26 protein-coding genes are annotated in these 26698 nt (G+C 36.4%); 16 read left to right on the forward strand and 10 right to left on the reverse strand.

Annotated elements, in window-relative coordinates:
• Positions 1-191: 191 nt before the first annotated feature.
• From tgt to J2Y60_RS21860, 4 genes are all read left to right on the forward strand, one after another.
• A complete protein-coding gene (gene tgt / locus J2Y60_RS21845) occupies positions 192-1325 on the forward strand; it encodes a tRNA guanosine(34) transglycosylase Tgt (RefSeq protein ID WP_309921659.1) in 1134 nt (377 codons plus the stop codon).
• A 7-nt stretch (positions 1326-1332) separates the two neighbouring features.
• The gene (gene wecB, locus J2Y60_RS21850) at positions 1333-2433 is read left to right on the forward strand and encodes a non-hydrolyzing UDP-N-acetylglucosamine 2-epimerase (RefSeq protein ID WP_309921656.1); all 1101 of its coding nucleotides are present in this window, start codon (positions 1333-1335) and stop codon (positions 2431-2433) included.
• A 257-nt stretch (positions 2434-2690) separates the two neighbouring features.
• Positions 2691-3392, forward strand: coding sequence for a hypothetical protein (locus tag J2Y60_RS21855; protein ID WP_309921654.1), 702 nt, complete (start codon positions 2691-2693; stop codon positions 3390-3392).
• Between the two features lie 33 nt (positions 3393-3425).
• On the forward strand, positions 3426-5156 hold the full coding sequence (locus tag J2Y60_RS21860; RefSeq protein WP_309921651.1) for a hypothetical protein: 1731 nt from the start codon (positions 3426-3428) through the stop codon (positions 5154-5156).
• 237 nt (positions 5157-5393) lie between these two features.
• On the opposite strand, the gene J2Y60_RS21865 is transcribed toward J2Y60_RS21860, so the two are convergent.
• On the reverse strand, positions 5394-6119 hold the full coding sequence (locus tag J2Y60_RS21865; RefSeq protein ID WP_309921648.1) for a pyridoxine 5'-phosphate synthase: 726 nt from the start codon (positions 6117-6119) through the stop codon (positions 5394-5396).
• A 213-nt stretch (positions 6120-6332) separates the two neighbouring features.
• Here J2Y60_RS21865 and J2Y60_RS21870 point away from each other — a divergent pair, with 213 nt between their 5' ends.
• The 3 genes from J2Y60_RS21870 (at position 6333) to J2Y60_RS21880 (ending at position 8861) form a co-directional block, all read left to right on the forward strand.
• Positions 6333-6785: a GatB/YqeY domain-containing protein gene (locus J2Y60_RS21870; protein WP_309921645.1), complete on the forward strand. Its 453-nt coding sequence runs from the start codon at positions 6333-6335 to the stop codon at positions 6783-6785.
• A 209-nt stretch (positions 6786-6994) separates the two neighbouring features.
• A complete protein-coding gene (locus tag J2Y60_RS21875; RefSeq protein ID WP_309921642.1) occupies positions 6995-7504 on the forward strand; it encodes a CvpA family protein in 510 nt (169 codons plus the stop codon).
• Between the two features lie 19 nt (positions 7505-7523).
• Complete coding sequence (locus tag J2Y60_RS21880; protein WP_309921639.1) at positions 7524-8861, forward strand: dihydroorotase; 1338 nt, start codon at positions 7524-7526, stop codon at positions 8859-8861.
• Between the two features lie 365 nt (positions 8862-9226).
• On the opposite strand, the gene J2Y60_RS21885 is transcribed toward J2Y60_RS21880, so the two are convergent.
• From J2Y60_RS21885 to J2Y60_RS21910, 6 genes are all read right to left on the reverse strand, one after another.
• On the reverse strand, positions 9227-9904 hold the full coding sequence (locus tag J2Y60_RS21885) for a DUF2306 domain-containing protein (RefSeq protein ID WP_309921635.1): 678 nt from the start codon (positions 9902-9904) through the stop codon (positions 9227-9229).
• Between the two features lie 252 nt (positions 9905-10156).
• Entirely contained in the window at positions 10157-10951 is a 795-nt protein-coding gene (gene trpC / locus J2Y60_RS21890) for an indole-3-glycerol phosphate synthase TrpC (RefSeq protein WP_309921631.1), read from the reverse strand.
• Between the two features lie 15 nt (positions 10952-10966).
• Entirely contained in the window at positions 10967-11953 is a 987-nt protein-coding gene (trpD, locus tag J2Y60_RS21895; protein WP_309921628.1) for an anthranilate phosphoribosyltransferase, read from the reverse strand.
• Positions 11954-12003: 50 nt separating this feature from the next.
• Positions 12004-12570 (reverse strand): aminodeoxychorismate/anthranilate synthase component II, encoded by a 567-nt coding sequence (locus J2Y60_RS21900; protein WP_309921626.1) that lies wholly within the window; start codon positions 12568-12570, stop codon positions 12004-12006.
• Between the two features lie 217 nt (positions 12571-12787).
• Positions 12788-14212, reverse strand: a complete 1425-nt coding sequence (locus J2Y60_RS21905; RefSeq protein WP_309921623.1) for an anthranilate synthase component I family protein — start codon at positions 14210-14212, stop codon at positions 12788-12790.
• A gap of 352 nt (positions 14213-14564) precedes the next feature.
• Positions 14565-14915: a helix-turn-helix domain-containing protein gene (locus J2Y60_RS21910; protein WP_309921620.1), complete on the reverse strand. Its 351-nt coding sequence runs from the start codon at positions 14913-14915 to the stop codon at positions 14565-14567.
• Positions 14916-15005: 90 nt separating this feature from the next.
• On the opposite strand from J2Y60_RS21910, the gene J2Y60_RS21915 reads away from it, so the two are divergent.
• The gene (locus J2Y60_RS21915; protein ID WP_309921617.1) at positions 15006-15824 is read left to right on the forward strand and encodes an SDR family oxidoreductase; all 819 of its coding nucleotides are present in this window, start codon (positions 15006-15008) and stop codon (positions 15822-15824) included.
• A gap of 73 nt (positions 15825-15897) precedes the next feature.
• On the opposite strand, the gene purB is transcribed toward J2Y60_RS21915, so the two are convergent.
• Positions 15898-17244, reverse strand: coding sequence for an adenylosuccinate lyase (gene purB, locus J2Y60_RS21920; protein WP_309921614.1), 1347 nt, complete (start codon positions 17242-17244; stop codon positions 15898-15900).
• 255 nt (positions 17245-17499) lie between these two features.
• Here purB and J2Y60_RS21925 point away from each other — a divergent pair, with 255 nt between their 5' ends.
• The 4 genes from J2Y60_RS21925 to J2Y60_RS21940 all read left to right on the forward strand — a co-directional run bounded on the left by J2Y60_RS21925 (position 17500) and on the right by J2Y60_RS21940 (position 20259).
• A complete protein-coding gene (locus J2Y60_RS21925) occupies positions 17500-18543 on the forward strand; it encodes an ATP-binding protein (RefSeq protein ID WP_309921611.1) in 1044 nt (347 codons plus the stop codon).
• Positions 18544-18635: 92 nt separating this feature from the next.
• Complete coding sequence (locus tag J2Y60_RS21930) at positions 18636-19145, forward strand: lipocalin family protein (protein WP_309921609.1); 510 nt, start codon at positions 18636-18638, stop codon at positions 19143-19145.
• Positions 19146-19265: 120 nt separating this feature from the next.
• Entirely contained in the window at positions 19266-19685 is a 420-nt protein-coding gene (locus tag J2Y60_RS21935; RefSeq protein WP_309921606.1) for a hypothetical protein, read from the forward strand.
• Between the two features lie 154 nt (positions 19686-19839).
• A complete protein-coding gene (locus tag J2Y60_RS21940) occupies positions 19840-20259 on the forward strand; it encodes a hypothetical protein (RefSeq protein ID WP_309921603.1) in 420 nt (139 codons plus the stop codon).
• Positions 20260-20443: 184 nt separating this feature from the next.
• Here J2Y60_RS21940 and prfA read toward each other — a convergent pair whose 3' ends face one another.
• Positions 20444-21520 (reverse strand): peptide chain release factor 1, encoded by a 1077-nt coding sequence (prfA, locus tag J2Y60_RS21945; RefSeq protein ID WP_309921600.1) that lies wholly within the window; start codon positions 21518-21520, stop codon positions 20444-20446.
• 228 nt (positions 21521-21748) lie between these two features.
• On the opposite strand from prfA, the gene J2Y60_RS21950 reads away from it, so the two are divergent.
• Both J2Y60_RS21950 and J2Y60_RS21955 read left to right on the forward strand, forming a co-directional pair.
• Positions 21749-22015, forward strand: coding sequence for a hypothetical protein (locus tag J2Y60_RS21950; RefSeq protein WP_309921597.1), 267 nt, complete (start codon positions 21749-21751; stop codon positions 22013-22015).
• Positions 22016-22119: 104 nt separating this feature from the next.
• Positions 22120-22752: a hypothetical protein gene (locus J2Y60_RS21955; protein ID WP_309921594.1), complete on the forward strand. Its 633-nt coding sequence runs from the start codon at positions 22120-22122 to the stop codon at positions 22750-22752.
• A gap of 119 nt (positions 22753-22871) precedes the next feature.
• On the opposite strand, the gene J2Y60_RS21960 is transcribed toward J2Y60_RS21955, so the two are convergent.
• Entirely contained in the window at positions 22872-23312 is a 441-nt protein-coding gene (locus J2Y60_RS21960) for a hypothetical protein (RefSeq protein ID WP_309921591.1), read from the reverse strand.
• A gap of 291 nt (positions 23313-23603) precedes the next feature.
• Here J2Y60_RS21960 and J2Y60_RS21965 point away from each other — a divergent pair, with 291 nt between their 5' ends.
• Together J2Y60_RS21965 and cobA are read left to right on the forward strand one after the other, a co-directional pair.
• Positions 23604-25709 (forward strand): nitrite reductase, encoded by a 2106-nt coding sequence (locus J2Y60_RS21965; protein ID WP_309921589.1) that lies wholly within the window; start codon positions 23604-23606, stop codon positions 25707-25709.
• 90 nt (positions 25710-25799) lie between these two features.
• Positions 25800-26591 (forward strand): uroporphyrinogen-III C-methyltransferase, encoded by a 792-nt coding sequence (gene cobA, locus J2Y60_RS21970; protein WP_309921585.1) that lies wholly within the window; start codon positions 25800-25802, stop codon positions 26589-26591.
• Positions 26592-26698 lie beyond the last annotated feature (107 nt).

Genomic DNA, 26698 nt, shown 5'->3' on the forward strand with positions numbered 1-26698 from the left:
TAAATATCAGTTGGTTAATCTTTTGGGAGTGCAAAGATAAGTAAAAGCCTAAAGGCTATGAGTAAAAGAAGAAAGATTTGTTGAGAAAACTCGTAATTTTGTAATCTTTTCGGTAAAATAAATTCAGAAAGGATCATTAAACGCATAATCAATCTGTTTGAGTCTTTTAAAAAATCCTTTTTGTTCAGCAAATGACTTTCGATATACTTAACAATGACCCTAATTCTAAAGCCCGTGCAGGCGTTCTTCAAACTGATCACGGACAAGTAGAAACACCTATATTTATGCCTGTGGGTACAGCAGGCTCGGTAAAAGCTGTTCATCAGCGTGAATTAAAAGAGGATATCAATGCCCAAATTATTTTGGGTAATACCTATCACCTGTATCTTCGTCCTGGCTTGGATATTATTGAAAAAGCAGGGGGTCTGCATAAATTCAATGGATGGGACAGACCTATTTTGACCGATTCAGGAGGCTATCAGGTATATTCTTTGGCTGATACTGGTCGTAAAATCAAAGAGGAGGGCGTTACCTTCAAATCTCATATTGATGGTTCTAAACATTTTTTTAGTCCAGAAGGGGTGATGGATATTCAAAGAACCATTGGCGCAGACATTATCATGGCTTTTGACGAATGTACGCCGTATCCTTGCGAATATGGTTATGCACGCGAGTCGATGGAAATGACGCACCGTTGGCTAAAACGTTGTTGCGACCATTTCGACCGTACAGAACCTAAATATGGTTATAGTCAAACACTTTTCCCCATTGTTCAAGGCAGTGTTTACAAAGATTTAAGAGTAAAATCTGCGGAAGTAATCGCTAGTTTTGAACGTGAAGGAAACGCCATTGGCGGACTTTCAGTAGGAGAGCCTGCCGAAATGATGTACGAAATGACGGAATTGGTAACGGATATTTTGCCAAAAGACAAGCCTCGTTATTTGATGGGAGTGGGGACACCAGCCAATATTTTAGAAAGCATAGCTTTGGGAATAGATATGTTCGACTGCGTAATGCCTACCCGCAATGCCCGCAACGGTATGTTGTTTACTACCGAAGGGACAATCAATATGAAGAATGAGAAATGGAAAGATGATTTCTCACCGATTGATACGGGGTTAGACTGTTTTGCCAGTAATTTTTATACAAAGGCTTATGTTCGCCATTTGTTGAAAGCTGATGAAATGTTAGGAGCAATGATAGCGAGTGTCCATAACCTAAGCTTTTACTTATGGTTGGTAAAACAAGCTCGAGAACATATTATCGCTGGTACTTTCAAACCTTGGAAAGATACTATGGTCGTGAAATTAATGCAACGTTTATAATAACATTATGATAAAAATATTAAACATCGTCGGTGCAAGACCAAACTTCATGAAAGTAGCACCTTTGCACCGTGCTTTTGAACAACGTCCAGAGATTGAATCGAAAATTGTTCACACTGGTCAGCATTTTGATGCCAAGATGAGTGACGTTTTCTTCGAGCAACTTCAAATGCCAAAACCTCATTATTTCTTGGGCGTTGGTGGTGGTTCGCATACAGAAGTAACAGCCAAAACGATGCTTGAATTTGAGAAGGTTTTATTAGCAGAAAAACCTGATTTGGTTTTGGTAGTTGGCGATGTAAACGCTACGTTGGCTTGTACGTTGGTCGCAATCAAATCTCATATTCCTGTGGCACACGTAGAAGCAGGTTTAAGAAGTGGCGACCGTGCGATGCCTGAGGAGCTGAACAGAATCTTAACTGATAGTGTATCAGAATATTTATTTATTACTGAACAGTCGGGTGTGGATAATTTAAAGCATGAAGGCGTACCCGATGAAAAAGTATTTTTTGTAGGCAACGTGATGATTGATTCATTGGTGCATTATTTAGAAAAAGCGAAACAAACGAGCGTGCTGGATGATTTGAATCTGCAAAAAGATGGCTATGCTGTAGTTACCATGCACCGCCCTGCGAATGTGGATACGTCAGAAGGTTTAGAAGCGATTTTGAATGTAATCGAAGATACTGCTCGTTACAAAAAAGTGGTGTTGCCCATTCACCCTCGTACGGCTAATAATTTTAAGAAATTTGGTTTATCTGAAAGACTTGAAGCTATCGAAGGCTTAGTTTTAACTGAACCACAGGGATATTTAGAGTTTTTGCAGTTGATGCAAAATGCCACTATTATTATTACAGATTCGGGAGGGATTCAAGAAGAAACTACTTTCTTACAAATCCCTTGCTTAACTTTTAGAGATTCTACCGAAAGACCTATTACGGTTGAAATTGGTACAAACCAACTTTTAGCTGATTTAAATCCTGTAACAGTCCATGAAAAGTTCTTAGAAGTTTTAGCAGGAAAAACGAAAAAAGGACAAATTCCTCCACTTTGGGACGGACATACTTCTGAAAGAATTGCCGATATTCTAATAGAGAAATTAGGATAAAAATAAGTGCTTTAGTGAATTGGTTGTAAAAGTACCTGATTCACTAAAGCACTATTTATTACCAACCCGTTCTTATTATCAAACCACTTCCGTTCTATCACTCAACTTAGGGATTAGTGTCATCGAATACCTACTACTAGGTATTTTTCTTCTGTAAAGTAAAGTTCCTACCTACCGTATAATAAAAACAACAAGCAATATATTGCTCAAAATCAAAAAGAAACTATATTTACCATCATATCTTAAACTTAACTCCGATGAAAACAAAAACTACCACTAGTTTATTGCTTTTGTATTTGTGTCTCATAAGTAGTATAACCTTTAGTAAAGGTATTACCACAAGTGACTCTTCAAAAACTAAAAACAATCACAAACTAGGTCTTTCTTTGAATCTTGGCACAACGCCAGGAATTGATTTAGCCTACGCATTAAGTCCTAAAGTAACAGCACGACTTGGTTTTGCGTATTTCAAGTACAATGTAAACACTACTGCGAAATCATCAGACGAAGAAGTAAAATTAAAGGGTGATGCCGACCTAGCAATGGTAGGATTATCATTTGAATATTTTCCTTTCAAAAAAAGCAGTTTCAAGCTTTTTGGAGGTGCATCATATATCGATAAAGGAAAAGTTTCAGTGGTAGTTACTCCTTCTGGATCATATACTTTTGGTAACACTACTTTTTCTCCTGATGATATTGGTAATGTTAAGTTTTCTGTAGATTATGGAAAAAGCATCGCTCCATTTGCAGGTATTGGCTTTGGACGCACTATCCCTAAAAGCAGAATAGGCTTTGGCTTTGAGCTAGGCACCTATTACACAAAAACTCCAGAAATAACCTTAACTGGTGAAAAAAGGCTAAGTAGCATGAGCGAACAACAAGCTAAAGTACAGGAAAACATGAAGGATTGGCACTATTGGCCAGTTATCAACCTAAGATTGGCTGTTAGATTAGACTAATCGAAATCATTTAAACTTTATTATTTTAATAAAATGAAAACAACCTTTACCTCTGTTTTTCGTCCAATATTATATATTTTGTTTGGACTTACTATAACTGTTGCTTGCCAAAAAATCAATCCATTAGATGGCGTTGAGTTGACGGTGAATGAAGAAATAGCCGTTTCTCCTCTTCTAGTACAATTTGCCAATGCCAATAGTAGTGGTACACAATTACCTGATTTTAATGTAACTATAAGTGGGGCAAACGCCAACTTAGTTCGTATGGATGGGGGAGCGACATCATTTCGCTCTCAAGGAGGGTTTTTACCATTATATCTCATCTCAGATGCACACCCTTCTGCTTCAAACCCCATTAAGTTCAATATCTATGCAGAAATCCCTGGCTTTTCCCCTATTTCTCAGTTAGTAACAATCACTTCTGATTCTGTAAAAACTGTTGATATAACAGCTATTGAGATGGCAAAACCTGCTGATGGTACTTCTGTATCAACAGCAACTATTGCTGTAACAGGTGGAACTGTAACTACTCCGCAGACAATAAAAACTGCAAGTACTGCTACTATGGCAGAAACAACTACTATCACCTTGCCAGCTGGAACACAAATTCAGGATGCTAATGGCACCCCTATTAATGCAAATCAGGTTTCAACTGCAGTAGTTTATTATGACCCTAGCTCGCCTACATCTTTTAGTGCTTTCCCAGGTGGGTACAGCCCGACCAATGTAGTAGATGCAAACGGGCAACAAATTAATAATGGTCAGGGTGTACAGTTTATGTCTGCTGGCTTGGTTTCAATTAATATGAATGCAGGAAATACGGCTGTAAAAAAATTCTCTCAGCCAATCACTGTATCAATGGAACTTGACCCTAATACTACTAATGCTGTAACTGGCGATAATATAAAAGCAGGAGACGTAATACCATTATGGAGCTTAAATGAACAAACAGGACAATGGAAAAGTGAAGGAAATGTTACTGTAAAAAGTGTGAACGGAAAACTAATTACCGATTTTCAAACTACACACTTGTCTTGTTTTAACTTAGACTGGGATATATTCTATGGTATACCAAGTTGTAATAACTCATTAAAAGTTACTCTTAACATTGGTGCTGGGAAATCAGGTGTCTATGATGTTGCTTTAGTAACTCCGAACAATCAATATTTAGCGGCAGCCCACTATGTAAACATTAATCAGGAAAAAGTGATAACTTTTCCTAGAGTTCCTAATATCAAACAAGCGAAAGTTGTCATTTCAGCATTTAATCTTTGGTTAAATCCTAGACTTCCTATATTAGCAGAAACACCATTGTTTGCTCCATGCTCACAAGGGGCTATAACGCTAAACTATGGTGCACCAGCTCCTCCTACGTATATTAACCTAAATGTTACTATAAAAGGAAGTTGTTCTAATAAAAATGTAACCGTTTTACCAACAGGTTGGTACAATATTATTGACAAAACTAATAAGGATGCAGGTTTACCAAGCACCATTAGCGTTTATATAGCAAATGGTCAAGTTGCTCAAATCATAGGTGGTACATTCACTAGAACGGGTTCTGTATATAGTACTAAACTTATTAGTGGTCATACTTATTATATTCAAAATAATTATAATAACAAACTTTATACCTCGCCAACATTTGTTATCTCTAATGCTAATATTACATTAACAGGTAGTGATGCTTCTGGTAAGGGTGTTTATAATTCTCAAACAAATACAATAGATCTTGCTGTATCACTTAATATAAATTGTAATTAATGCCGGTTTTAAGATTATCTTATTTGCATCGATGAACTTGAGTCATCCCGAATTTTAAAATCATAAAAGAGCGGTCGAAATTAGTTTTTCGACCGCTCTTTTGATTTATGGATACAGATTATAGTTCCCTTAGGAACACTATATCGGCGGCGGCCGACATTTCGCCTCTATGAGACTATTTTATCAAACCTCCCTATTTTAATGACTCATGTTTATATTTTAAATAAGTATCAATACTTAATCAATCGCTTTCGTCTCTCTCAAATACAACTGTACTGTATTCTCTAATCCCAAATAAAGGGCATCGCAAATCAAGGCGTGACCGATAGATACTTCTAAAAGATTAGGGATATTTTGTTGAAAATACCTAAGGTTATCCAAACTCAAATCGTGTCCTGCATTCAAGCCTAAACCTAATTCGTTGGCTCTGGTAGCGGCAGTTACAAAATCACGAATGGCTAATTCTTTGTTTTTAAAGTAATGTTCGGCATAAGGTTCAGTATAAAGTTCGATACGGTCTGTACCAGTTTCTTTCGCCCCTTCTACCATTCTTACATCGGCATCTACAAAGATGGATGTTCTGATGCCTGCGTCTTTGAACTGAGCCACTAAATCAATTAACTGACTTTTGTATTTTATGGTATCCCACCCTGCATTAGATGTCACTGCTCCTAAGGCATCGGGTACTAAGGTTACTTGTGTTGGTTTATTAGCTAAAACCAACTCTACAAACTTTTTCTCTGAAGGGTTTCCTTCAATATTAAATTCCGTTGTGACTACTTCCTTTAAATCAAATACATCACGATAACGGATATGGCGTTCGTCTGGTCGGGGGTGTACTGTAATGCCTTCTGCACCGAAACGCTCGCAGTCTAACGCTACTTTTACTACATTGGGGTTATCGCCTCCTCTTGAATTTCTTAAAGTAGCAATCTTATTGATATTAACACTTAATTTAGTCATACTGAAAAATGATAAAAGCTCCGTATTTGTGTATTTTACCACCATCATAGATAAAATACTGATACGCTAAGCCAAATAACTGATAACTGTTTTAGTACCTTTGTAAAAAGAACATTTATCCAAATAATAATGTTCTGTGAATGGGCCAAAGATACGTATTTTGAAAAAGAAACATTTTCAAAATTACATATTTTCAAAATCTCAAATAAAATCATGTCATTAAAAACCAATATTGAAAGCGGCATTAAAGATGCCATGCGTGCAAAAGACCAAGACCGTCTTCGCACTTTACGTGCTTTAAAAGCATTAATTCTGTTAGAAGAAACATCTGGGAACAATGCCAGTGGAGACTTGCCAGCAGATGTTGAATTAAAATTATTGACAAAAGCTGCTAAACAAAGAAGAGATTCTTTAGATATATTTACAACCCAAGGTCGTGCGGATTTGGCTGAAAAAGAACAAATCGAGCTTACCATTATCGAGGAATTCTTACCAAAGCAATTAACAGAAGACGAACTTCGTGCTAAATTAGAAGAAATCAAAGTACGTGTAGGTGCTTCTGCTCCGTCTGATATGGGTAAAATCATGGGTGTTGCCACGAAAGAATTAGCTGGACTAGCTGACGGTAAAGTAATTTCTGCGATGGTGAAAGCTATTTTGAGTTAGTTTTTTGTTTTAAGGAAATCTTATTATAACAAAACGACCAGTTTTGCATAACCTTATCCGTAGGCACAGCACCTCTAACCGAGTATCTGTTGGGCTATTAAGTTAATTTTCTACCACTAGCGAGGGACTTAAGTCCCTCGCTAGTGGTAGAAAATTGAGGATGAGGTAATTAATATAGGAAAAATCCTATATTACTCAATCTCGTATCTATGCAACCAATCGATATTTTCATACTTCTTCCAACCCTCTGGGGAGCTTACATTGGTTATCAACGGGGCATTATCATTGAAGTCATTTCTATCATCGCTTTCGTAGTTTCTGTCATTATTGGTTTTCGCACATTAGGGTTTGCTAGCGACCTTGCTTCGCCTTATATGAGCAATAGCGTAACGAACAAAATCATGCCTTATATTGGTTTTGGAGCCGTTTTCTTTCCTATTGTTTACCTTATCAATAAACTAGGCTGGACCTTACGAAAATCTATCCGTTATACTGTTTTAGGAAATTTTGATTCTTTTGCTGGTGCTGTTGTCGGGGCCTTCACTTGGGCTTTTGGTATCAGTATCTTCATTTGGTTAATTACCGCTATTGGCATTAAAATTCCCGCAAGTGATGCTGAAAAAGTTTATCTTTACCCACTGGTACAACCACTCGCTCCGAAAGTGGTGGAAAGAGCCATCGATATAGTACCCAAACAAATTGATAAATTAAGCAAGTAAATTTGAGCCTGATTTAAGGATGAACACAATACTTATTCTGAATGCCCAAGTAGTTAACGAAGGCAACATTCAATCGGCAGACGTTTTTGTAAAAGACGGATTCATTGAAAAAATTGATAATAACTTATCTGGCTTAACTGCCGATACTGTCATTGATGCTAAAGGCAAATACCTGTTCCCAGGCGTAATTGACGACCAAGTACATTTCCGTGAACCAGGACTTACCCACAAAGCCTGTATTCATTCTGAAGCTCGTGCTGGGGTAGCAGGTGGTGTTACTTCCTTTATGGAAATGCCTAATACCGTTCCCAATGCTTTGAACCAAGACTTATTAGCTGATAAATACGATATTGCTGCTCGTACGTCGTTGGCGAATTACTCTTTTTACATGGGTGCATCTAATGATAATATTGAAGAAGTACTGAAAACTAATACTCAAAATGTTTGTGGAATTAAGGTTTTTATGGGTTCTTCAACAGGAAATATGTTAGTAGATAATGAGAAAACACTTGAAAACATTTTCTCTAACAGTCCGATGTTGATTGCGACACACTGCGAAGATGAAGCAACTGTTCGTGCCAATACTGAGATTTATAAACAACGCTTTGGCGATAATCCACATCCGAGAGTACACCCTGAAATCAGGAATGTGGAGGCTTGTTATAAATCGTCATCAATGGCGGTTGAATTAGCCAAACGTCATAATGCTCGCTTGCATATTTTGCATATTACTACTGGCGAGGAAACAGCATTATTCACTAATGATATTCCTTTAAAAGAGAAAAAAATTACAGCGGAGGTTTGTGTGCATCATCTTTGGTTTGATGCCCGCGACTATGAAACCTTGGGTAATCAGATAAAATGTAATCCTGCGGTAAAAGCGGATGGACATAAACAGCAATTGCTAAAAGCATTATTAGACGATAGAATCGACGTAATCGCTACCGACCATGCTCCGCACACTTGGGCTGAAAAACAAAATCCTTATTGGTCATCGCCATCGGGTTTGCCTTTGGTACAGCATCCTTTGAATTTGATGTTAGAGTTTTATAAAGAAGGTAAAATCTCTTTAGAGAAAATTGCAGAGAAGATGTCACACGCTGTGGCAGATTGTTTTCAGATTGCTAAAAGAGGCTATATCCGCGAAGGCTATTGGGCTGATTTAGTGTTGGTAGATTTGAATGAAAGTACTACAGTTACCAAAGAAAACATTTATTATCAATGTGGATGGTCGCCATTAGAAGGACAGACTTTACATTCAAAAATTACGCATACAATCGTTTCAGGACATTTAGCATTCCAAGACGGCACATTTGACGAAAGTGTTACGGGCAAAAGAATGCTGTTTGAAAGGTAGTATTGCTTTAGGCAATAGGCAGTAAGCCTTAGGCATTTTGCTTAGAGCTTACTGCCAAGATTGTACTATTAAAGAGTTTATTCCTTATTATATTATTAGTATGGCGTCAGCATATTTCGAAATTCCGCTGTTTGAGCGAAGCGAGTCGGTTCGCCGATGCGATTCGGAATTTCTTGACTTTCTTTTGTTACTTTTCTTGTGTCAAGACAAGAAAAGTAAGGTCTTACGAAAGGGAATATTATTTTTGAAGAAACAAACTTGGTATAGCAAAATTTACTTAATGATACTCATGGCATGACTACCAAGTTATTTTCAGAAAAAATAATATTATGTTAGTCATGCCATGAGTGTATATTAATATTTGCCTAAAGCCTACTTTTAGCCTTCTCCATATAATATTTACGTGTTCTTCCGATAATCATTCCACCTATTACACCCGGTGCAATCCAAACTAATAAGCTTGGGATATAAGGAGGATTATTTACTACTAAAAATGCTGTTACGGTAGCGATATAGGCACCACCCATTCTCGAAATATGGTTTTGAAACCAATATCTTGTTTGTACAGCTCCTGTATTATTGACAACCTTCTTCCCTAAAAATACCCTTAAGTCTTCTGTTGCCAGCAATAAAGAAAACACGCCAAAAATAGTAAACAAAATAACATAAAAAGCAACCCCTTTTTGATAGGCTAACACAGCGAAAGCCATCATAGCAAAAGCACTAACCATGGTTAAGATAGCACCAAACCAATCAACAAATTCAGGTTGTAGATTTTTCTTCATACGTACCAGTCTCGCTCCCGTGAAGGTATTATAAAAACTAAAAACGGCAATACCTGTCAAGAAAATTAGGCGAAATTCCATTTTAAAGCGCATCAAAGCAGTTAATGCTACCAAGAACATCGCCCAGTAAAATACATTGCCCCAAAACACATGAGCTTTTCCTCCTTTTTTGGCAAACATGGGTACTAATCCAGTTGTTAAAGCCGTAAAGCCTGCAACGATATGAACATACAATGCCATTTTTAAAACTATTTCCATTTCAGTATTCGATTTGTGTTAAATGCTTGTTTTTTGATTGGTTCAAAATTAGCACTTACATAAAAGCCTGTAAAATTCTTGGGGGAATGAGCAAGAAAATGGGATATTTGGCAAGAATAGGGGCGTTTTAAGCCTGTTTGGGACATTTGACAAAGCTTAATGGGAGTATAATAAGGGAGAAAAGCCTACTTTTCTATTAGCTGGCGACTTAAGTCACCAGCTAATAGAAAGGTTTTGAGGGAGTAGTAAGTCTTAAGCTTTTACCTCATCAATCAATGTTTTCAAAGCCTCAGCAGGATTATTGGTTTTCATAAAGGTTTCGCCAATTAAAAAGCCTTTATAACCCACGGTTTTTAATAATTTAATCGTCTCAGCTTGTGAAATACAGCTTTCTGAAATCTTGATACATTCAGCAGGAATTTTTTCGGCTAATTCTAGTGATGCATTTATATTTTGCTCAGCAAAATTTTTGAGGTTGCGGTTATTGACACCAACGACATCAATATACTGATTCAAACTACGATTCAATTCTTCTTCATCATGAATTTCTAAGAGGGTTTCCATGCCCAATTCTTTCGTCAGCTTTCCTAAGTCTTGTATACGTTGAGGCGTCAAATTTGCTGCAATCAAAAGGATTACATCTGCACCCAAAGATTTTGCTTCGATGATTTGGTATTCATCTATCATAAAATCTTTGCGTATCATCGGAATTGTCGGATTGGTACGACGAGCTTTGAGAAAATCTTCGCTAGTACCTCCAAAAAACTCATAGTCTGTCAATACGGAAAGGCAAGCCGCACCTGCTTTTACATATCCTGCTGTTACTTCCTCTACCGTTACATTTCCATTGATAATGCCTTTTGAAGGCGATTTTCGTTTAAATTCAGAAATGATGCCCGAAGAAGCAGGATTAAGCAAACTTGTTTTTAAGGAATTATTCGTTTTGGCAAAAAAGCCACTTTTTTCTAACTCCTGAACAGAAACTTGCTCTTTGCGTTGGGCTACTTCCTGTGCTTTATGGGCGATAATTTTATCTAAAATAGTCATTTGTATCTAAATATTTTACTGAATAAATTGCTTGAAACCCGCCAAGGCTTTACCACTTTCTAATGATTCTTTGGCCTTCAAAATAGCATCTGGCAAGCTCAAAGTATTATCGGCACAATATAATGCCGTAGCAGCATTGGCGATTACAGCTTCTGTTTGGGCTTTTGTACCTTTATTTTCAAGAATATTGATTAATATTTTAGCCGATTCTTCTACCGTACTTCCTCCATGCAAATCTTCTTGTTTGCATCTTGTAAAACCCAACTGCTCAGGTGAAAAAGTCTCTTCTCCTTTTACCGTAATCAATTTAAAATCTGATGTCAATGACACTTCATCATAGCCATCTAAGGCATAAATTACACCATAATTCTTATACGACTTTTGAAGTAATTCACCATAGAGTTTCAAGACATCTAAATTATAAACTCCTGTAATTTGCTTTTGAACTAAAGCAGGGTTTAAAATTGGTCCAAGCATATTAAAGAACGTTTTCATACCTAATTCTTTGCGAATAGGGCCAACAAAACGCATGGCAGGGTGGAACAATGGCGCATGTAAAAAGCAAATTCCTGTAGTTTCTATTTTCTGACGAAGATAATCGATGTCATTACTGAATTTTACTCCGAGGTATTCTAATACAGTTGATGAACCCACAGACGATGACACGCCATGATTACCATGCTTTGCCACGTTCTGACCAGCCCCTGCTACTACAAAAGAAGCAGTGGTCGAGATATTAAAGGTATCTTTGCCATCACCGCCTGTTCCGCAAACATCCATTGGGTCATAAGCAGAAAGGTCTATCGTAAGGGCTAGTTCCAACATCGCATCACGAAAACCAGCTAATTCTGCCGACGTAATGGGATTCATCATATAGGTAGTCAGAAAAGCGGCAATATGGCTATTATTGGCTTCGCCTCTGGCTATGATTCCCAAAGCTGTTTGGGCTTCTTCTTGGGTTAAAGCGTTACCTTCTGTTCTTTTTTGTAAGTAAATTTTCATACTAATTCGCTGTTAGCAATGGGCAATCAGCTATGGTTTATTTTTTTGTATTAGATTTTAACCCAGTTCTCTACCATTTTCACACCATATTCGGTAAGATAAGCCTCCGGGTGAAACTGTACACCTCTTACATCATAAAGCGAGTGTGCTTCCGCCATTACATAGCCTTGTTCATCAAGTGCTGTTACTTTTAATTCAGCAGGCATGGTCTCTTTTACGACTGTCCACGAGTGATAGCGACAAACATTTACTTCATTTGGTACTCCTTGGAAAAGAATCTCTGATGGCTCTGTAATGATACATTTAGTGGTTACGCCATGCAATACATCGCCCATGTTGTGTAATTTTGCACCAAAGGCTTCGCCAATGGCTTGGTGCCCAAGGCATACTCCAAAAATAGATTTTGTTGGGGCATATTCACGAATGACATCTAATAAAATTCCTGCTTCTTCGGGAATACCTGGGCCAGGCGAAAGCAATATTTTATCGTATTTACCTACCTCTTCCAATGAAATTTTATCGTTGCGGAATACATCCACTTGATTGCCTAAATCTTTTAAGATGTAGACTAAGTTATATACGAAGGAATCGTAATTATCAAGGACTAATATTTTCATGATTGTATTTTTAGCTGTCAGCTTTGAGCAATGAGCCTTGAGCTTTAAGTTGCATTCTTATTTTATTTAAACGGGAATAATGAATATTGTTAGCTATCAGAAATCGGCTATCTGTCATCGGCTGTGTACTTTTTTAATAACAAGCAATCTTCCTTTATTTGAATGGTTGATTTTAAAATCCGACGACCGAAATCCGATTACCGAAATCCCAAATCTACTAAATTCCCTCCGCCATATCCAAGGCTTTTCTTAATGCGCCTAATTTTAATTTGATTTCTTGCATTTCGTTTTCAATCACCGATTTGGCTACTACACCCATTCCTGCTTGGTAATAAAGTGTATTGTTTTTACTCATGAAAGTACGAATAGCGATAGCGTGATTAAAGTTTCCGACAAAATCCATATACCCAATTGCTCCACCATAAATATGACGGTTCACGTTTTCTAAGCGGTTAATGATACTCATGGCATTATGCTTTGGCGAACCAGAAAGCGTTCCCGCTGGGAAAGTATCTGCTACTAATTGCAATGGATTTGTACCAGCAGTCATTTTGCCTGTTACCTTAGAAACCAAATGAATAACGTGTGAGTAAAATTGTACTTCTTTAAAGGTTTCTACTTTTACTACGTCCGAGCTTCTTGATAAATCGTTTCTTGCTAAATCTACCAACATTACATGTTCGGCAGACTCCTTAGGGTCGGCTAATAATTCACGTGCCAATTCTGCATCTTTTTCATCATCACCTGTTCTTCTGAAAGTACCTGCAATAGGATGAATTTCTGCCATTCCATTTTTGATACCGATTTGTTTTTCGGGTGATGCACCAAAAATTCTATATTTTTCATAATCGAAATAGAACATATAGGGCGATGGGTTGATAGAACGCAAAGCACGATATACCTGAAAATCATCTCCTTCAAAAGTACGGCTAAAACGACGAGAAGGTACTATCTGGAAAACATCTCCACGCAAGCAGTGTTTGATACATTCTTGGATAATTACCCGCATTTCATCATCTGTATAATTGGTAATTTCTTCGCCTGTTAATTTGAATGACTTTGTAGCATAATGAGGCATACTTAACAGCATTTCTAGTGACTCTAGCCCTTTTACACTATCCGTATTTTTTCTTTTCTCTCCTTCGTATTCATGTTCGTAGAGGAACATCTCATCTTTAAAATGATTGATGGCTATTACATAACGATAAACATAGTAAATGATAGAAGGCATTTCTGTGTTTTCGTTTTTTTCCTGTATCTCAATATCTTCAAAATACTCTACGGCATCATAAGCAATATGTCCAAACATACCATTAGCCATTGGAGCATAATCAGGTTGACGTTCCCATTGAAAACGATTGGCAAAGTCCATCAAGGCTTTTACGGCATCTTTGCGGTGATTCAATTTGAAAGTTTCCGTTGTACCATCTGGAAAAGTTTGTGTAACTACATCATTATCAACAATAATACTTGCCACTGGGTCGCAAGCAATATGGCTATAACCATGTTCTTTTCCGTGATAGTCGGCACTTTCTAAAATAACCGAATTCTTGAACTTATTACGCAATTTCAGAAAGATTCCAACGGGCGTAATGGTATCGGCTAAACGTTTCTTTTGGGTTGTTTTTACTGAAAAAGTCATGCTTAATTAGTGATTGTTTGAAAGAGCAAAACAAAAAAGGCTTACTGGTTGAACAGTAAGCCTTTCGTGAAGAAAAATATCTTTATCGAAAATACATTATGATTCTGTTCAACGGACGCTTGCCAGTTGCCACCACCATGAAGTATTTTTGAATGTTGTTGTCATTTTTATGCATTTGATTTCACAAACTTAGTATTTAAAAATTAGATTCAAAAAATATTGTGGAAAAAATTATGGAAAAGGAGGATTAGCTAGGTTGATTATAGATTTTATTAAAATTTTGAACCATAAAACACACTTATTCTAATAAATACTATTGTCTGCAATAAATATGTTCTTAGTTTTTATCATCCTAATCCTTCATGATATATTCTCGGTGTTGTTTGCCCCATTTTATCATTTCTAGAATGATTGGTCCAAACGATTTACAATAGTCTGTTGATTCATACTTCACAGAAGTTGTCGAATCCTCAGATACTGTTCTTTTGATAAGTTTGTTTAATTCCATTTCTCGCAATTCCCTCGACAACATCCTTGTGGTAATATTCGGAATACTCCGTTGAATTTCCCGATAACGGTTGTTACCATTACAGATAGAGTTAATAATAGGCAAACGCCATTTTCCACCCAGTACGTATATAGTATCTTGTAGTGCCTGTATTTCTTCTTTAGCGTTTCTTCCTCCTTGTTGTGCTGTTGCCATGATTATTTGTATTGGTATACTCTATTATACTGGTTACAAAGTTATACCAAATGGTCATTACTTTTGCGACGTAAACAAAAAAATAAAGCAATGACTAAAACAATTTTTATTACTGGAACAAGTTCTGGTTTGGGTAAAGCAAGTGCCCTATATTTTGCAGAACAAGGATGGAATGTAGGCGCAACAATGCGTACGCCAGAAAAAGAAACGTTACTTACGCAATACAACAATATCAAAATATTCAAGCTTGATGTAACTAACCTTGAGCAAGTAAAAACAGCTACAGCACAAGCGATAGAAGCCTTTGGAAAAATAGATGTGGTAGTAAACAATGCGGGAATGGGTACTTATGGTGCTTTGGAACTAGCCAAAGAGGAGGACATTGACTGGCAATTTGCGGTTAATACCAGAGGACCAATCAATATTATAAGAGCATTTCTACCACATTTCAGACAACAAGGAGAAGGAATGTTTATTAATGTAAGTTCGTTTATGGGTATTACTACCGCCCTCCCTTTGGGGTCGTTATATAATATGTCAAAATTTGCATTAGAGGGACTAACTGAAGGACTATATTATGAATTAAAATCCCTGAATATTGATGTAAGATTGATAGAACAAGGCGGTTCTACAGACAATAATTTTGTAGAAAATATTATTTGGAACACCAACCCAGCTATTACAGCTTATGATACTTTGACGCAAAAGCTTAAAAATGCTTTTGACAATGTAGACGATAGTATGAAAGACGAAACGTTGGACATCGTAAAAGTAATTGCAGGACTTGCCAACAGAGAAAACAATGCGTTTAGGAATGTAATAGGAAATGTTGGGAATGGGTTGATGGCTTTAAGAAACTCAATACCAATTGAAGATTATCTTGAAAAAATATATGCTCCTTTTGTGTAGATTTGAAATGTCAGATTTGTAGCAGATTTAAGATTTGACAACTTTTAAAAGTTGTCAAATCTATTACTTATGCTTATTCTAATACACCCACATAATTGAATGGCGTAATTCTTCTTAATTCATATTTTACTTTATCACTGATTTCCAAGCTATCGATAAATTCAGAAATTGTTTTTTCTGTGATTTTATCGTTTTTACGGGTCAATGCTTTCAAGGCTTCGTAAGGCTGTGGATAGCTTTCTCTTCTCAAAATCGTTTGAATTGCTTCTGCCACAACTGCCCAATTGTCTTCCAAATCAGCATTGATAGCTTCTTGGTTCAATTCTAATTTATTCAAACCACGCAATAAAGCCGTTAAAGCAATTAATTGATGACCAATAGGTACACCCAAATTTCTTAATACGGTTGAGTCTGTTAAATCTCTTTGTAAACGAGAAACTGGCAGTTTTGCCGCTAAAAACTCATACAATGCATTAGCGATTCCCACATTTCCTTCTGAGTTTTCAAAATCAATCGGATTTACTTTATGTGGCATTGCTGACGAACCCACTTCACCTGCTTTGATTTTTTGTTTGAAATAGCCCATCGAAACATACGTCCAAACATCACGGTCTAAGTCTAAAACGATATTGTTCAATCGCTTTAAGTTATCCATTAATGCCGCAAGGTTATCGTAATGCTCTATTTGCGTCGTGTATTTGCTACGTACCAAACCCAATGAACTTACAAACGAATTACCAAATGCAATCCAATTGTTTTCTGGATAAGCCACGTTGTGTGCATTGAAATTACCTGTTGCTCCACCGAATTTTGCAGAATATGGAATGGTTTTTAATAAGTCCATCTGACGTTCCATTCTTTCTACAAACACCATAAACTCTTTGCCCAAACGTGTAGGCGAAGCAGGTTGTCCGTGTGTATGCGCTAACAATGGTACATTTTTCCACTCTTCGGCCAAGGCCTCAATCTTAGCAATTACCTCTTCTAATTTTGGCACCAATACTTCATTCATGGCTTCTAACAAAGACAATGGAATGGCTGTATTGTTAACATCCTGAGAGGTAAGTCCAAAGTGAATAAATTCTAGGTATTCGTTGATACCGAATTTATCTAGTTTATGTTTGATAAAATATTCAACCGCCTTGACATCATGGTTCGTTACTTTCTCGGTTTCCTTAATCCAAAGGGCATCCTCTTCAGAAAAATTAAGATAAATGTCGCGCAAGGCAGAAAATAAATCTTTATTGATTGATTCTAATTGAGGCAAAGGTATTTCGCAAAGTGCAATAAAGTATTCTATTTCAATACGAACACGATATTTGATCAATCCAAATTCAGAGAAAAAAGGAGCAAGGCTTTCTACTTGCTTGCGGTAACGCCCATCGATGGGAGAGATTGCGGTTAATTGATTGAGTTGCATTTTTAATGAGTGATTGAGTGATTGAGCCATTGAGCGACGATTCCAACTCAAAATTCAATCCCCTCAAAATGTTTAAGGAAAAGGCAAAGGTACAAAAGAATTATTGAGCTACGATTTAGGAAATCATTTTCGTATTCATTTTCATAAATTTAATACGAATTATCGCTAAAAAACACCAAACTTGCATATAGATTGATGCTTTTATTACTTTAATTGAGTACAAATTATATTTTTAAAAACGAATTCGGCTTTGTCATGCTTCTGAATCCCAAATTGTTAGCCACTTTATTGGCTATCGTTATTGCAGCATTTATTACTTCTTTCCTTTCTTTTCTGCCCGAATCGAATGGGAATGTGCTGTTTGTCAGTTTTGTTGCTTCGTTAATTGTAGCAGGAATTCTTATCTACTTCGTGTTAGATTATTTGGTTTTTCAAGAAATCAACAAGATGTATGATTCTATCAATCGATTAAAAATCAAAGATTTTGGTGTCTCTAGAAAGAAGTTATATAAAAACAATAACCCTCTGAAGAAACTGAATGACGAGTTGTTTGTATATGTATCCAAAAAAGAACAGGAAGTAACCGAACTTAAACGTCTGGAAAAGTATCGTCGTGAATTTTTGGCGAATGTTTCACATGAATTAAAAACGCCCATTTTTGCTGCACAGGGCTTTGTACACACGTTGTTGGATGGTGCGATGGACGATGAAAATGTTCGTGAACGCTTTTTGATAAAGGCTGCTAAAAGCTTAGATGGATTGGATATTCTGGTAAAAGATTTATTGACGCTCTCGCAAATGGAAACAGGCGACATTAAAATGCACAGAGAGCGGGTAGACATCAAACAAATAACCAAAGAAGTATTTGAACAATTGGAAGGCAAGGCGAAAGCTAAAAACGCTACCTTACAAATTAAATCACCACAGCCATTGGTTTGGGTAAAAGCGGACTCTCAACGTATTGGGCAAGTAATAACAAATTTGGTAGAAAATGGCATTAAATACGGCAATGAAAACGGGACAGTTATTGTAAATTTTGAAGAAGATAAAAAAGACTGGAAAATATCCATTAAAGACAATGGACCGGGGATTGCCCCAGAACATTTAAACAGAATTTTTGAGCGGTTTTATAGAGTAGACAAAGCCCGCAGTCGTTCGGATGGCTCATCTGGATTAGGCTTAGCCATTGTAAAGCACATTTTGAATGCCCACAGAACCAAAATTTCAGTAGCTTCAAAGCCAGAAAAAGGTACAACCTTTTCATTTAAATTAGAGAAATCGGAGGTTGTAACTACCTAATTTAAAAATATGTTTTTTACAATAACTCCCTTATTAAACGCTAACTTTGCATCAGTTAAACACAACAATTTTAAATATACTTAAAAACACTTATGAAAAACTCACACTCACTCCTAATTCTTTTCTTATCAATTTTCTTAATTACATCATGTAAGGACAAAGACGAAGTTGTTGCTTCAAGTAGCCTTGTAGTTGGCAAATGGAAAGTATCAACTCTTAAAGGTTCAGTTATAGCTTTAGGTACGACCGAAAACTATAACGAAGATTTAAGTGCTGAAAACATAGTTTATGAATTCAAATCAGATGGTACATTTACGGGTACTAGTCAGGTAGATTTTACCTCAGACAATAACACAGTGGTCGCAACACCCATTAATGGCACCTATGTAGTATCAGGAAGTGAAATTACTTTAAACTATACTAACCCTACTACCAAAAAAGCTGTTAAAGAAATCTATTCTGTTGCAGTATCAGGCACTAAACTAACATTTGGTTTAACATTAGATTTGCTTAAAAAAGCTTATAGTAACGACCCTAATTCTTTAGCGGGCTTATCCCTTATCAGTGCTTTGAATTTGACTATTGAAATGAATAAGCAGTAATATGACCAGAGTTAACAATAAATCCACTTCTAAGAAGTGGATTTATTGTTAAAATAAGGAGGTATTTTACAATGCTATTATTCCTTGTTTTAATGTCTCTACATTTTCCTTATTTATAACATGAAACGAAGAAAATTTCTTGGTACTCTAGGCATATTGCCACCTATACTTTTTTCCTGTGGGAAAGATGAATTTCCAGACCGTCCAACTATCATTACTGGAAAAGTAATTGATGAAAACGATATGCCTGTCATAGGATTAAAATTTCAATTTGGAGGATATTATTTAAAAGGTATTTCTCCTATTCCTACCTTCTCTACAACTGGAGAAACCAATAAAGATGGTATTTATACTATTTCATATATAGTTACCAATGGACAAACTATATTTCAACCATTTAGTGACACAAACTATGATTTAACAACTCAATATATCATCTACGTTTGGAAAAATAATCAATATGAGCAAGTGGGGAATCCTGTCGGGCCAATAATTTATGGTGAAACAAATACTTTTAACTTTCAGCTTAGAAAAAGGTGATTAGCATTAATTAATTGCTTCTCTAGGATATTAAAACATCTATTTTGTCTGTCTTTTTATTTATTTTAAAGAGTTAAACAAATTAGTCATCCACAATTCTATACTGATGAGTTTTATAGCATTAAATTTTAACAATCTAAATTCTACCTATAACATGAAAAGACGAACATTTCTTAGTGCTTTAAGTATATTACCATCTATGCTTATTTCCTGCGGGAAAGATGAATTTCCAGACCGTCCAACTATCATTACTGGAAAAGTAATTGACGAAAATAACAAGCCCATAGTAGGAATACAGCTTGTATTTGGGGGATATTATTTAAAGGGTTTTTCACCTATTCCTACATTCGATGAGATTGTAGAAACGGATAAGGATGGAATTTATAAAATTTCATATATAGTACCTAGAGGTCAAGCTTATTTAAAACCACTAGGAAATACACAATACGATTTAGTAACATTTTATGATATCTACATTTGGAAAAACAATGTCTATGAAAAAATGAGTAGTTCTGCTGGACAAATCATTAATGGTGAAACAAACACTTTTAATTTTCAACTTAGAAAAAAGTAATTAAAATAACTAAGCCCCAAACTCACTTTTAAAAGTGGATTTGGGGCTTAGTCATAAAAATATTAAATTGCAGATTATCAATTTTCACAACTCACAACTCACAACTCACAACTCACAACTCACAACTCACAACTCACAACTCACAACTCACAACTCACAACTCACAACTCACAACTCACAACTCTTACAAAGCTCCCGCACCCTCTTTCAACTTCTCTGCGTTTTCTGCAATTCTTAATTGTTCGATAAAATCACCAATTTCACCATCCATTACTACTGGCAAGTTATATACCGTATAGCCAATACGGTGGTCGGTTACTCTTCCTTGTGGATAATTGTAAGTACGGATTTTATCAGAACGGTCACCAGAACCAACCATCGAACGACGGTCGCCAGCGATAGATTCTTGTTGTTTGGCTAATTCAATATCATAAAGTCTTGAACGTAAAACGGTCATAGCCTTTTCAAAGTTTTTAATCTGCGAACGCTCATCCTGACACTGTACTACTAAACCCGACGGTAAGTGAGTAACCCTCACGGCAGAATAAGTAGTGTTTACAGACTGTCCACCCGCACCCGAAGAACAGAATGTATCTTTACGAATATCATTCATATTAATCTGTACATCTACTTCATCTACCTCTGGCAAAACAGCCACAGTAGCTGCCGAAGTGTGGATACGTCCTTGAGATTCTGTAGCAGGCACACGTTGTACACGGTGAACACCCGATTCAAATTTCATTTTCCCGTACACGTCTTCCCCTTGAATATTGGCAATAATTTCTTTATAACCACCAGACGACGCTTGGGTATAGTCCATCAATTGAAATTGCCATCCTTGGTTAGCACAGAAACGTTGGTACATTCTGAAAAGGTCTCCTGCAAAAATCCCTGCTTCGTCTCCACCCGTTCCAGCACGAATCTCCATAATGATGTTTTTAGAATCGTTCGGATCTTTAGGAATCAACATTTCCTTGATTATTTTCTCGTACTCTTCTTTCTGAGGCAACAATTCTTCTAATTCCATTTTAGCTAACGCACGAAATTCTTCGTCTTTTTCTGTAGCTATTACGTCTTTTGCTCCTTCAATATTCGAGAGGATATTTTTGTACTCATTATATTTTAAAACTATCTTTTCAAGGTCTTTATATTCCTTACTGATGGTTTTATATTTCTTCATATCCGATACTACTTCGGGTTGCGTCATTTGCTGAGCAACCTCTTCAAATCTTTCACGGATGGCCTCTAATTGTTCTAACATATTTTTTCTTATTTCGGAAAGTTCAACAGCTTGATATTAGCAATTATAACCGAATAATGCGGCTAACTAAAAATCAGGGTGCAAAGATACAAAATTCTTTATATTGAATGGGGGTAAATGTTTATCTGATTGTCTTTTGCTTAGATACCCAAGTAAATAGCGCTACACTTATATTAAACCTTTTTCGTTATTAAGTCTCTAAGTACTATATTTTAAACTCCAAACGTCATGAAAAAGCTAAAAATTCATAAAACATTTCAATTGCTTTTTTTGTCATTAGCAATTATTTTGTTGGTAGCGTCTTGTGGGCCATCTTATGTTCGAGTTGATAGTCGCCGCCCTTATCCATATAGGTATGGGTATACATATCCAAATTATCCTAGATATCGCTATGTAGTTCCTCCGCCAAGGCGAGTAATAATAGTACCAAGAAATGTTCCGCAAAGACCTTATCATGGTAATGGACGATACAATGGTAGAAGAGGAAGATACTAAAATTATCCAGATAAATAAAAGGAAGTCGTGATGCTTATCACGACTTTTTTCATGTTTCAGCCTTATCTTTACACAAATTTAGCAGATTACTTCCCAAAGACAACATGAAACAACAACATCCATATTTTACTTTTTTTACAAGAACCTTTTGCTTGTTTATTATGACTAATCTCTTTTTAATCAGTTGTGATTTTAAGCGAATCGATACCACTGCAGCTGTTAAAGAATTGCATGAACGAGAAGTAAAACGCATTACGCCCGGACAGTTTACCGCACAAGTAGACGAATGGGGGAGTGTTATTGTAAAAAAACTCAATGCTGATTTAGCAAAAAACCTACAAGATGCTACCTTGAAAGACTCTCTAGCCAAAGCATATCGCGTAGAAATCACTTCTGGAAGCCCCTTGAAATTAAAGAATCCTGCTTGGGATAAAAAAATCAATGAAACACTGGATGCTTATCAATATAATGTTGAACATAACATTGCGCAAGTTGATAATATCCAAAAATCTGAAGACGAATCGTTTTTTTATTATACTTCACCTATTAAAGGGAATCAGTCTTTAACAAAACTTAGCAAAAAGCAATTAATTGATATTGGCAAACAAGCTAAATTGGATAGTTTGGAGTTGAAAAAAGAAGGAGATTTTCTAGGACTATGGGTTATTAAATTTTCAAAGAAAGAGGTAGTAAGACTAGCCGACCCAAAACATTTGAAAGTGTTGAGTGAAAAATAGCAAAGCCTGATTAACTAAAAGGGGTAGCCAAATCTATTTGGCTACCCCTTTTAGTTAAATTATTATTTTGGTATGTCCTTTAAGCTGTCTAATCACACATTGCCCTTTCCTGATTGTAATTATCTACGACGACGTTTCTTTGCTTTTACTTTTCTAGTGCTTTTTGTAACCTTCACAGCCTTTGCTCTAGTCTTTTCTTCCAACTCCATAATTACCGAAGCAGCATTTTCTTTGCTTGTTTCATAAGCATCATTTAATACTTTATTTGAAGCCTGTAGTTTGGTATAATCTTCTAACAAATGATTATACTTTAAAACAATCGGTTCTATCACCTCTTTAAAGTCTGTTTGGCATTTCACCAACTCTTCGTCTTTCTTTTTACTTTGACTTTTCAACGTAAAATTCAAACTACTTAATTCGGCATTCTCTTCATGGAGTTTAGAAAGTTGAATTCCTTGACGACGATTTTGGTCTTGTAACTCAACAAGTTTCTTTGACTCAGTACAAGCAAAAAGGCTAATCGTTAGAAAAGCCATCATAATAAATAAACTTTTTTTCATTTTTATATTTAGGGTTAATTTGTGTCTAATAGACCTACAAATATAGTATAATTCTGATTAGTATTTTATTGTCAAATTAATACCTATTCCAACAAATAACTATTTGTTTATTTTTAGAAAGCCAATAATTATGAATACTTTAACTACGAAAACAAACATTTTTTTATAAAAAAACCTTGATTGCCGAACTTTCTTGATTAATTTTGCCTTAAATCTATATAATTAATAGAGTAATAGAAGTGCTTTTGACTACTCTTCTAGAGAAGAAAAAGGCAAAAACGACCAGATATCATGCAAAGTTTCAGAACTGAACTCGAAAATCCGCTTGTAGAGAAAGATATTATTGACTTGGCTCGCAAAATAGAATTATTCCGTGAAGGGAAAATTCACGAGGAAAAATTCCGTAGTCTTCGTTTGGCAAGAGGGGTATATGGCCAACGCCAACAAGGTGTACAGATGGTTCGTATCAAGCTGCCTTATGGAAAAATGACTTTCAAACAGTGGAAACGTATTGCTGATATTTCAGATGAATATTCTACAGGGAATCTTCATTTAACTACTCGTCAGGATATACAAATTCACTTTGTTTCTTTAGATAGAACACCTGAATTATGGTCGAAACTAGAAGAAGATGATATCACGCTTCGTGAGGCTTGTGGAAATACTGTTAGAAACGTAACGGCTTCGCCTTCTGCGGGTATTGACCCTAAAGAACCTTTTGATGTTAGTCCTTATGCAGATGCTACTTTCCGTTATTTCTTGAGAAATCCGATTTGTCAGGAAATGGGCAGAAAGTTTAAAATAGCTTTTTCAAACACTGACGAAGATACTGCGTTAACTTATATGCACGACATGGGTTTTATTCCTAAAATCCAAGACGGCCAACGTGGTTTTAAAGTAGTATTAGGTGGAGGATTAGGAGCACAACCAATGTTGGCTAAAACATCGTTTGACTTTTTGGCTGCCGACCAAATCATTCCTTTCTTAGAAGCAACATTAAGAGTATTTGACCGTCACGGTGAAAGAAACTCTCGTCATAAAGCTCGTATTAAATTCTTGATTCAAAAAATTGGTTTTGAAAAACTAACTGAATTGATTCAAACAGAATGGATAGCTTTAAAAAGCAAATCGGTTGAAGTGGATGTAGAAGCAGGCAAGTGGAGCGTAGCAGATGATGAAATGCCTTCTAAAACAGCTTCGGAAGTAACTATTACGAATCAAGAGGCTTACGATTTATGGAAAGCAACCAATACTTTTGAACAAAAGCAAGCTGGTTTCTATGGCGTATATGTAAGAATACTGAACGGAAATATTCACTCGACTACTTCACGTTCTTTAATCGAACAATTAGACGGATACATTGCTGATGATGTAAGAGTAACTATCAACCAAGGTTTGATGTTGAAATTCGTTCCTGAGGCTAATCTACCTTATGTCTATTCAGTATTAGAAGCACATGGTTTTGCAGCGGCAGGTGCTAATTCAATGGCTAACATTACAGCTTGCCCTGGAACAGATACTTGTAATTTAGCGATTTCAGATAGTACAAACATTACTTCTAAATTAGAAGCTGTCATTACAGAAGATTTCCCTGAATTGATTCATAATAGCGATATTAAAATCAAGATTTCTGGCTGTATGAACTCATGCGGACAGCATGGTATGGCTAATATCGGTTTCCACGGTTCGTCTCTGAAAGCGGCTGATAAGCGTGTTTTACCTGCCCTACAAGTATTATTAGGCGGTGGAACAGTAGGCGATGGCGTTGGGCGTGTGGCTGATAAAGTAATTAAAGTGCCTTCAAAACGTGGTCCACAAGTATTAAGAGTAGTATTGAATAATTATGAAGAAAACGCACTAGAAGGCGAATACTTCAATGATTATTATGACCGTCAGGGTGAAAAATACTTCTATAACTTGTTGAAACCTGTTGCTGATTTAACTACGCTGAAAGAAGATGATTTTATCGACTGGGGTGCATCTGAACAATTCCAAACAGAAATTGGTGTTGGTGAATGTGCCAGCGTAATTATAGATTTAGTAGCAACGTTGTTGTTGGAGTCGGTTGAGAAAATGGAGTGGACAAGAAATGCTTACGAAGAAAATCGTTTAGCAGATTCAATCTACCATGCTTATAGCGTGTTTGTAAGTGCAGCTAAAGCCTTGTTGTTAGACAAATCAGTAAGTGCATCTACACAAAGTGGTGTAATTGACAAATTTGACGAACATTTTGTAGCAACAGGTGAGATTTCTTTGAATGGTCAAACATTTAAAGAATTGGTTTTACAAATCAATAAAAATGAACCTTCGCAAGAATTTGCTACCAAATATGTAGAAGATGCTGAGGCGTTCTTGGCATTGGCAAAAGCTTATCGTGACCAATTGACTTTGGCATAATTTACCTTATTTGAAATCAATCATCAATGGTGAGTGGATAGGCGTTATTCTGAGCCCTATTTATTCACCATTGTATTTATATAGATAAAAATGACTGGTTTAGAACATTTCAATACTTTAGACCCTAAGCCTAAGCTAACAGTAGTGGGCGCAGGGCCGGGTGACCCAGATTTGATAACTGTTAAAGCCATCAAGGCTTTGAAGGATGCAGATGTGGTGTTGTATGATGCTTTAATTGCTAATGAATTATTAGATTATTGTAAGCCCGAAGCAGAAAAAATATACGTGGGGAAACGTCCGGGGGAAAGCCATTCCCAAGATGCCATTAACTTTTTGATTGTTGAAAAGGCCTATATGTATGGCCATGTTGTGCGTTTGAAAGGCGGTGACCCTTTTATTTTTGGGCGTGGCATGGAAGAGATAGAATATGCTAAAGGTTTTGGTTTAGAAACAGCATACGTTCCGGGAATTTCATCGTCGGTAGCGGCGGCGGGTTATGCTAATATCCCTTTAACGACCAGAGGTGTAAGCGAAAGTTTTTGGGTAGTTACAGGGACTAAAAGTGATGGTTCATTATCAAATGATTTGCTGATGGCATTACAAACCAGTGCTACAATTGTGGTACTGATGGGTATGAATAAGTTGAGTATGATGGCTGAAATTTGTAAGACTATGGGAAAGGGAAACCTGCCAGTTGCCATTGTACAAAACGGCACTAGCAGTCAGCAAAAAGTTGGCATTGGCGTAGCAAAAGACCTAAAAGAAATTGCTGAAAGTAATCAATTGTCGAATCCAGCCGTCATTATTTTGGGCGAAGTAGTAAAATATGCCAGCTTGACGGAATTATCAGCCTTATCAAAAGATACTAACAGTAATCTGTAATCATATCATCATAAACATGTGTCATCCCGAATTTTGGGTAAAAGTTGTCCATAATATATTGTGAATGGCTATTCTTAATCTGTAAATCGGTATCGAAGCATTTCGGT

It is taken from the genome of Arcicella sp. BE140, assembly GCF_031456255.1.
Taxonomy (GTDB): Bacteria; Bacteroidota; Bacteroidia; order Cytophagales; family Spirosomataceae; genus Arcicella; species Arcicella aquatica.

Coding starts and splice junctions, on each gene's coding strand:
- J2Y60_RS21905 (WP_309921623.1), bottom strand. CDS start 14,212: ATGACTTTTTCAGTAAAAACAACCCAAAAGAAACGTTTAGCCGATACC.
- J2Y60_RS21950 (WP_309921597.1), top strand. CDS start 21,749: ATGAAAAAGCTAAAAATTCATAAAACATTTCAATTGCTTTTTTTGTCA.
- J2Y60_RS21960 (WP_309921591.1), bottom strand. CDS start 23,312: ATGAAAAAAAGTTTATTTATTATGATGGCTTTTCTAACGATTAGCCTT.
- wecB (WP_309921656.1), top strand. CDS start 1,333: ATGATAAAAATATTAAACATCGTCGGTGCAAGACCAAACTTCATGAAA.
- cobA (WP_309921585.1), top strand. CDS start 25,800: ATGACTGGTTTAGAACATTTCAATACTTTAGACCCTAAGCCTAAGCTA.
- J2Y60_RS21855 (WP_309921654.1), top strand. CDS start 2,691: ATGAAAACAAAAACTACCACTAGTTTATTGCTTTTGTATTTGTGTCTC.
- J2Y60_RS21925 (WP_309921611.1), top strand. CDS start 17,500: ATGCTTCTGAATCCCAAATTGTTAGCCACTTTATTGGCTATCGTTATT.
- trpD (WP_309921628.1), bottom strand. CDS start 11,953: ATGAAAATTTACTTACAAAAAAGAACAGAAGGTAACGCTTTAACCCAA.
- J2Y60_RS21955 (WP_309921594.1), top strand. CDS start 22,120: ATGAAACAACAACATCCATATTTTACTTTTTTTACAAGAACCTTTTGC.
- purB (WP_309921614.1), bottom strand. CDS start 17,244: ATGCAACTCAATCAATTAACCGCAATCTCTCCCATCGATGGGCGTTAC.
- J2Y60_RS21870 (WP_309921645.1), top strand. CDS start 6,333: ATGTCATTAAAAACCAATATTGAAAGCGGCATTAAAGATGCCATGCGT.
- J2Y60_RS21915 (WP_309921617.1), top strand. CDS start 15,006: ATGACTAAAACAATTTTTATTACTGGAACAAGTTCTGGTTTGGGTAAA.
- J2Y60_RS21875 (WP_309921642.1), top strand. CDS start 6,995: ATGCAACCAATCGATATTTTCATACTTCTTCCAACCCTCTGGGGAGCT.
- J2Y60_RS21965 (WP_309921589.1), top strand. CDS start 23,604: ATGCAAAGTTTCAGAACTGAACTCGAAAATCCGCTTGTAGAGAAAGAT.
- J2Y60_RS21935 (WP_309921606.1), top strand. CDS start 19,266: ATGAAACGAAGAAAATTTCTTGGTACTCTAGGCATATTGCCACCTATA.
- J2Y60_RS21900 (WP_309921626.1), bottom strand. CDS start 12,570: ATGAAAATATTAGTCCTTGATAATTACGATTCCTTCGTATATAACTTA.
- J2Y60_RS21885 (WP_309921635.1), bottom strand. CDS start 9,904: ATGGAAATAGTTTTAAAAATGGCATTGTATGTTCATATCGTTGCAGGC.
- J2Y60_RS21930 (WP_309921609.1), top strand. CDS start 18,636: ATGAAAAACTCACACTCACTCCTAATTCTTTTCTTATCAATTTTCTTA.
- J2Y60_RS21910 (WP_309921620.1), bottom strand. CDS start 14,915: ATGGCAACAGCACAACAAGGAGGAAGAAACGCTAAAGAAGAAATACAG.
- J2Y60_RS21860 (WP_309921651.1), top strand. CDS start 3,426: ATGAAAACAACCTTTACCTCTGTTTTTCGTCCAATATTATATATTTTG.
- J2Y60_RS21940 (WP_309921603.1), top strand. CDS start 19,840: ATGAAAAGACGAACATTTCTTAGTGCTTTAAGTATATTACCATCTATG.
- J2Y60_RS21865 (WP_309921648.1), bottom strand. CDS start 6,119: ATGACTAAATTAAGTGTTAATATCAATAAGATTGCTACTTTAAGAAAT.
- J2Y60_RS21880 (WP_309921639.1), top strand. CDS start 7,524: ATGAACACAATACTTATTCTGAATGCCCAAGTAGTTAACGAAGGCAAC.
- trpC (WP_309921631.1), bottom strand. CDS start 10,951: ATGACTATTTTAGATAAAATTATCGCCCATAAAGCACAGGAAGTAGCC.
- tgt (WP_309921659.1), top strand. CDS start 192: ATGACTTTCGATATACTTAACAATGACCCTAATTCTAAAGCCCGTGCA.
- prfA (WP_309921600.1), bottom strand. CDS start 21,520: ATGTTAGAACAATTAGAGGCCATCCGTGAAAGATTTGAAGAGGTTGCT.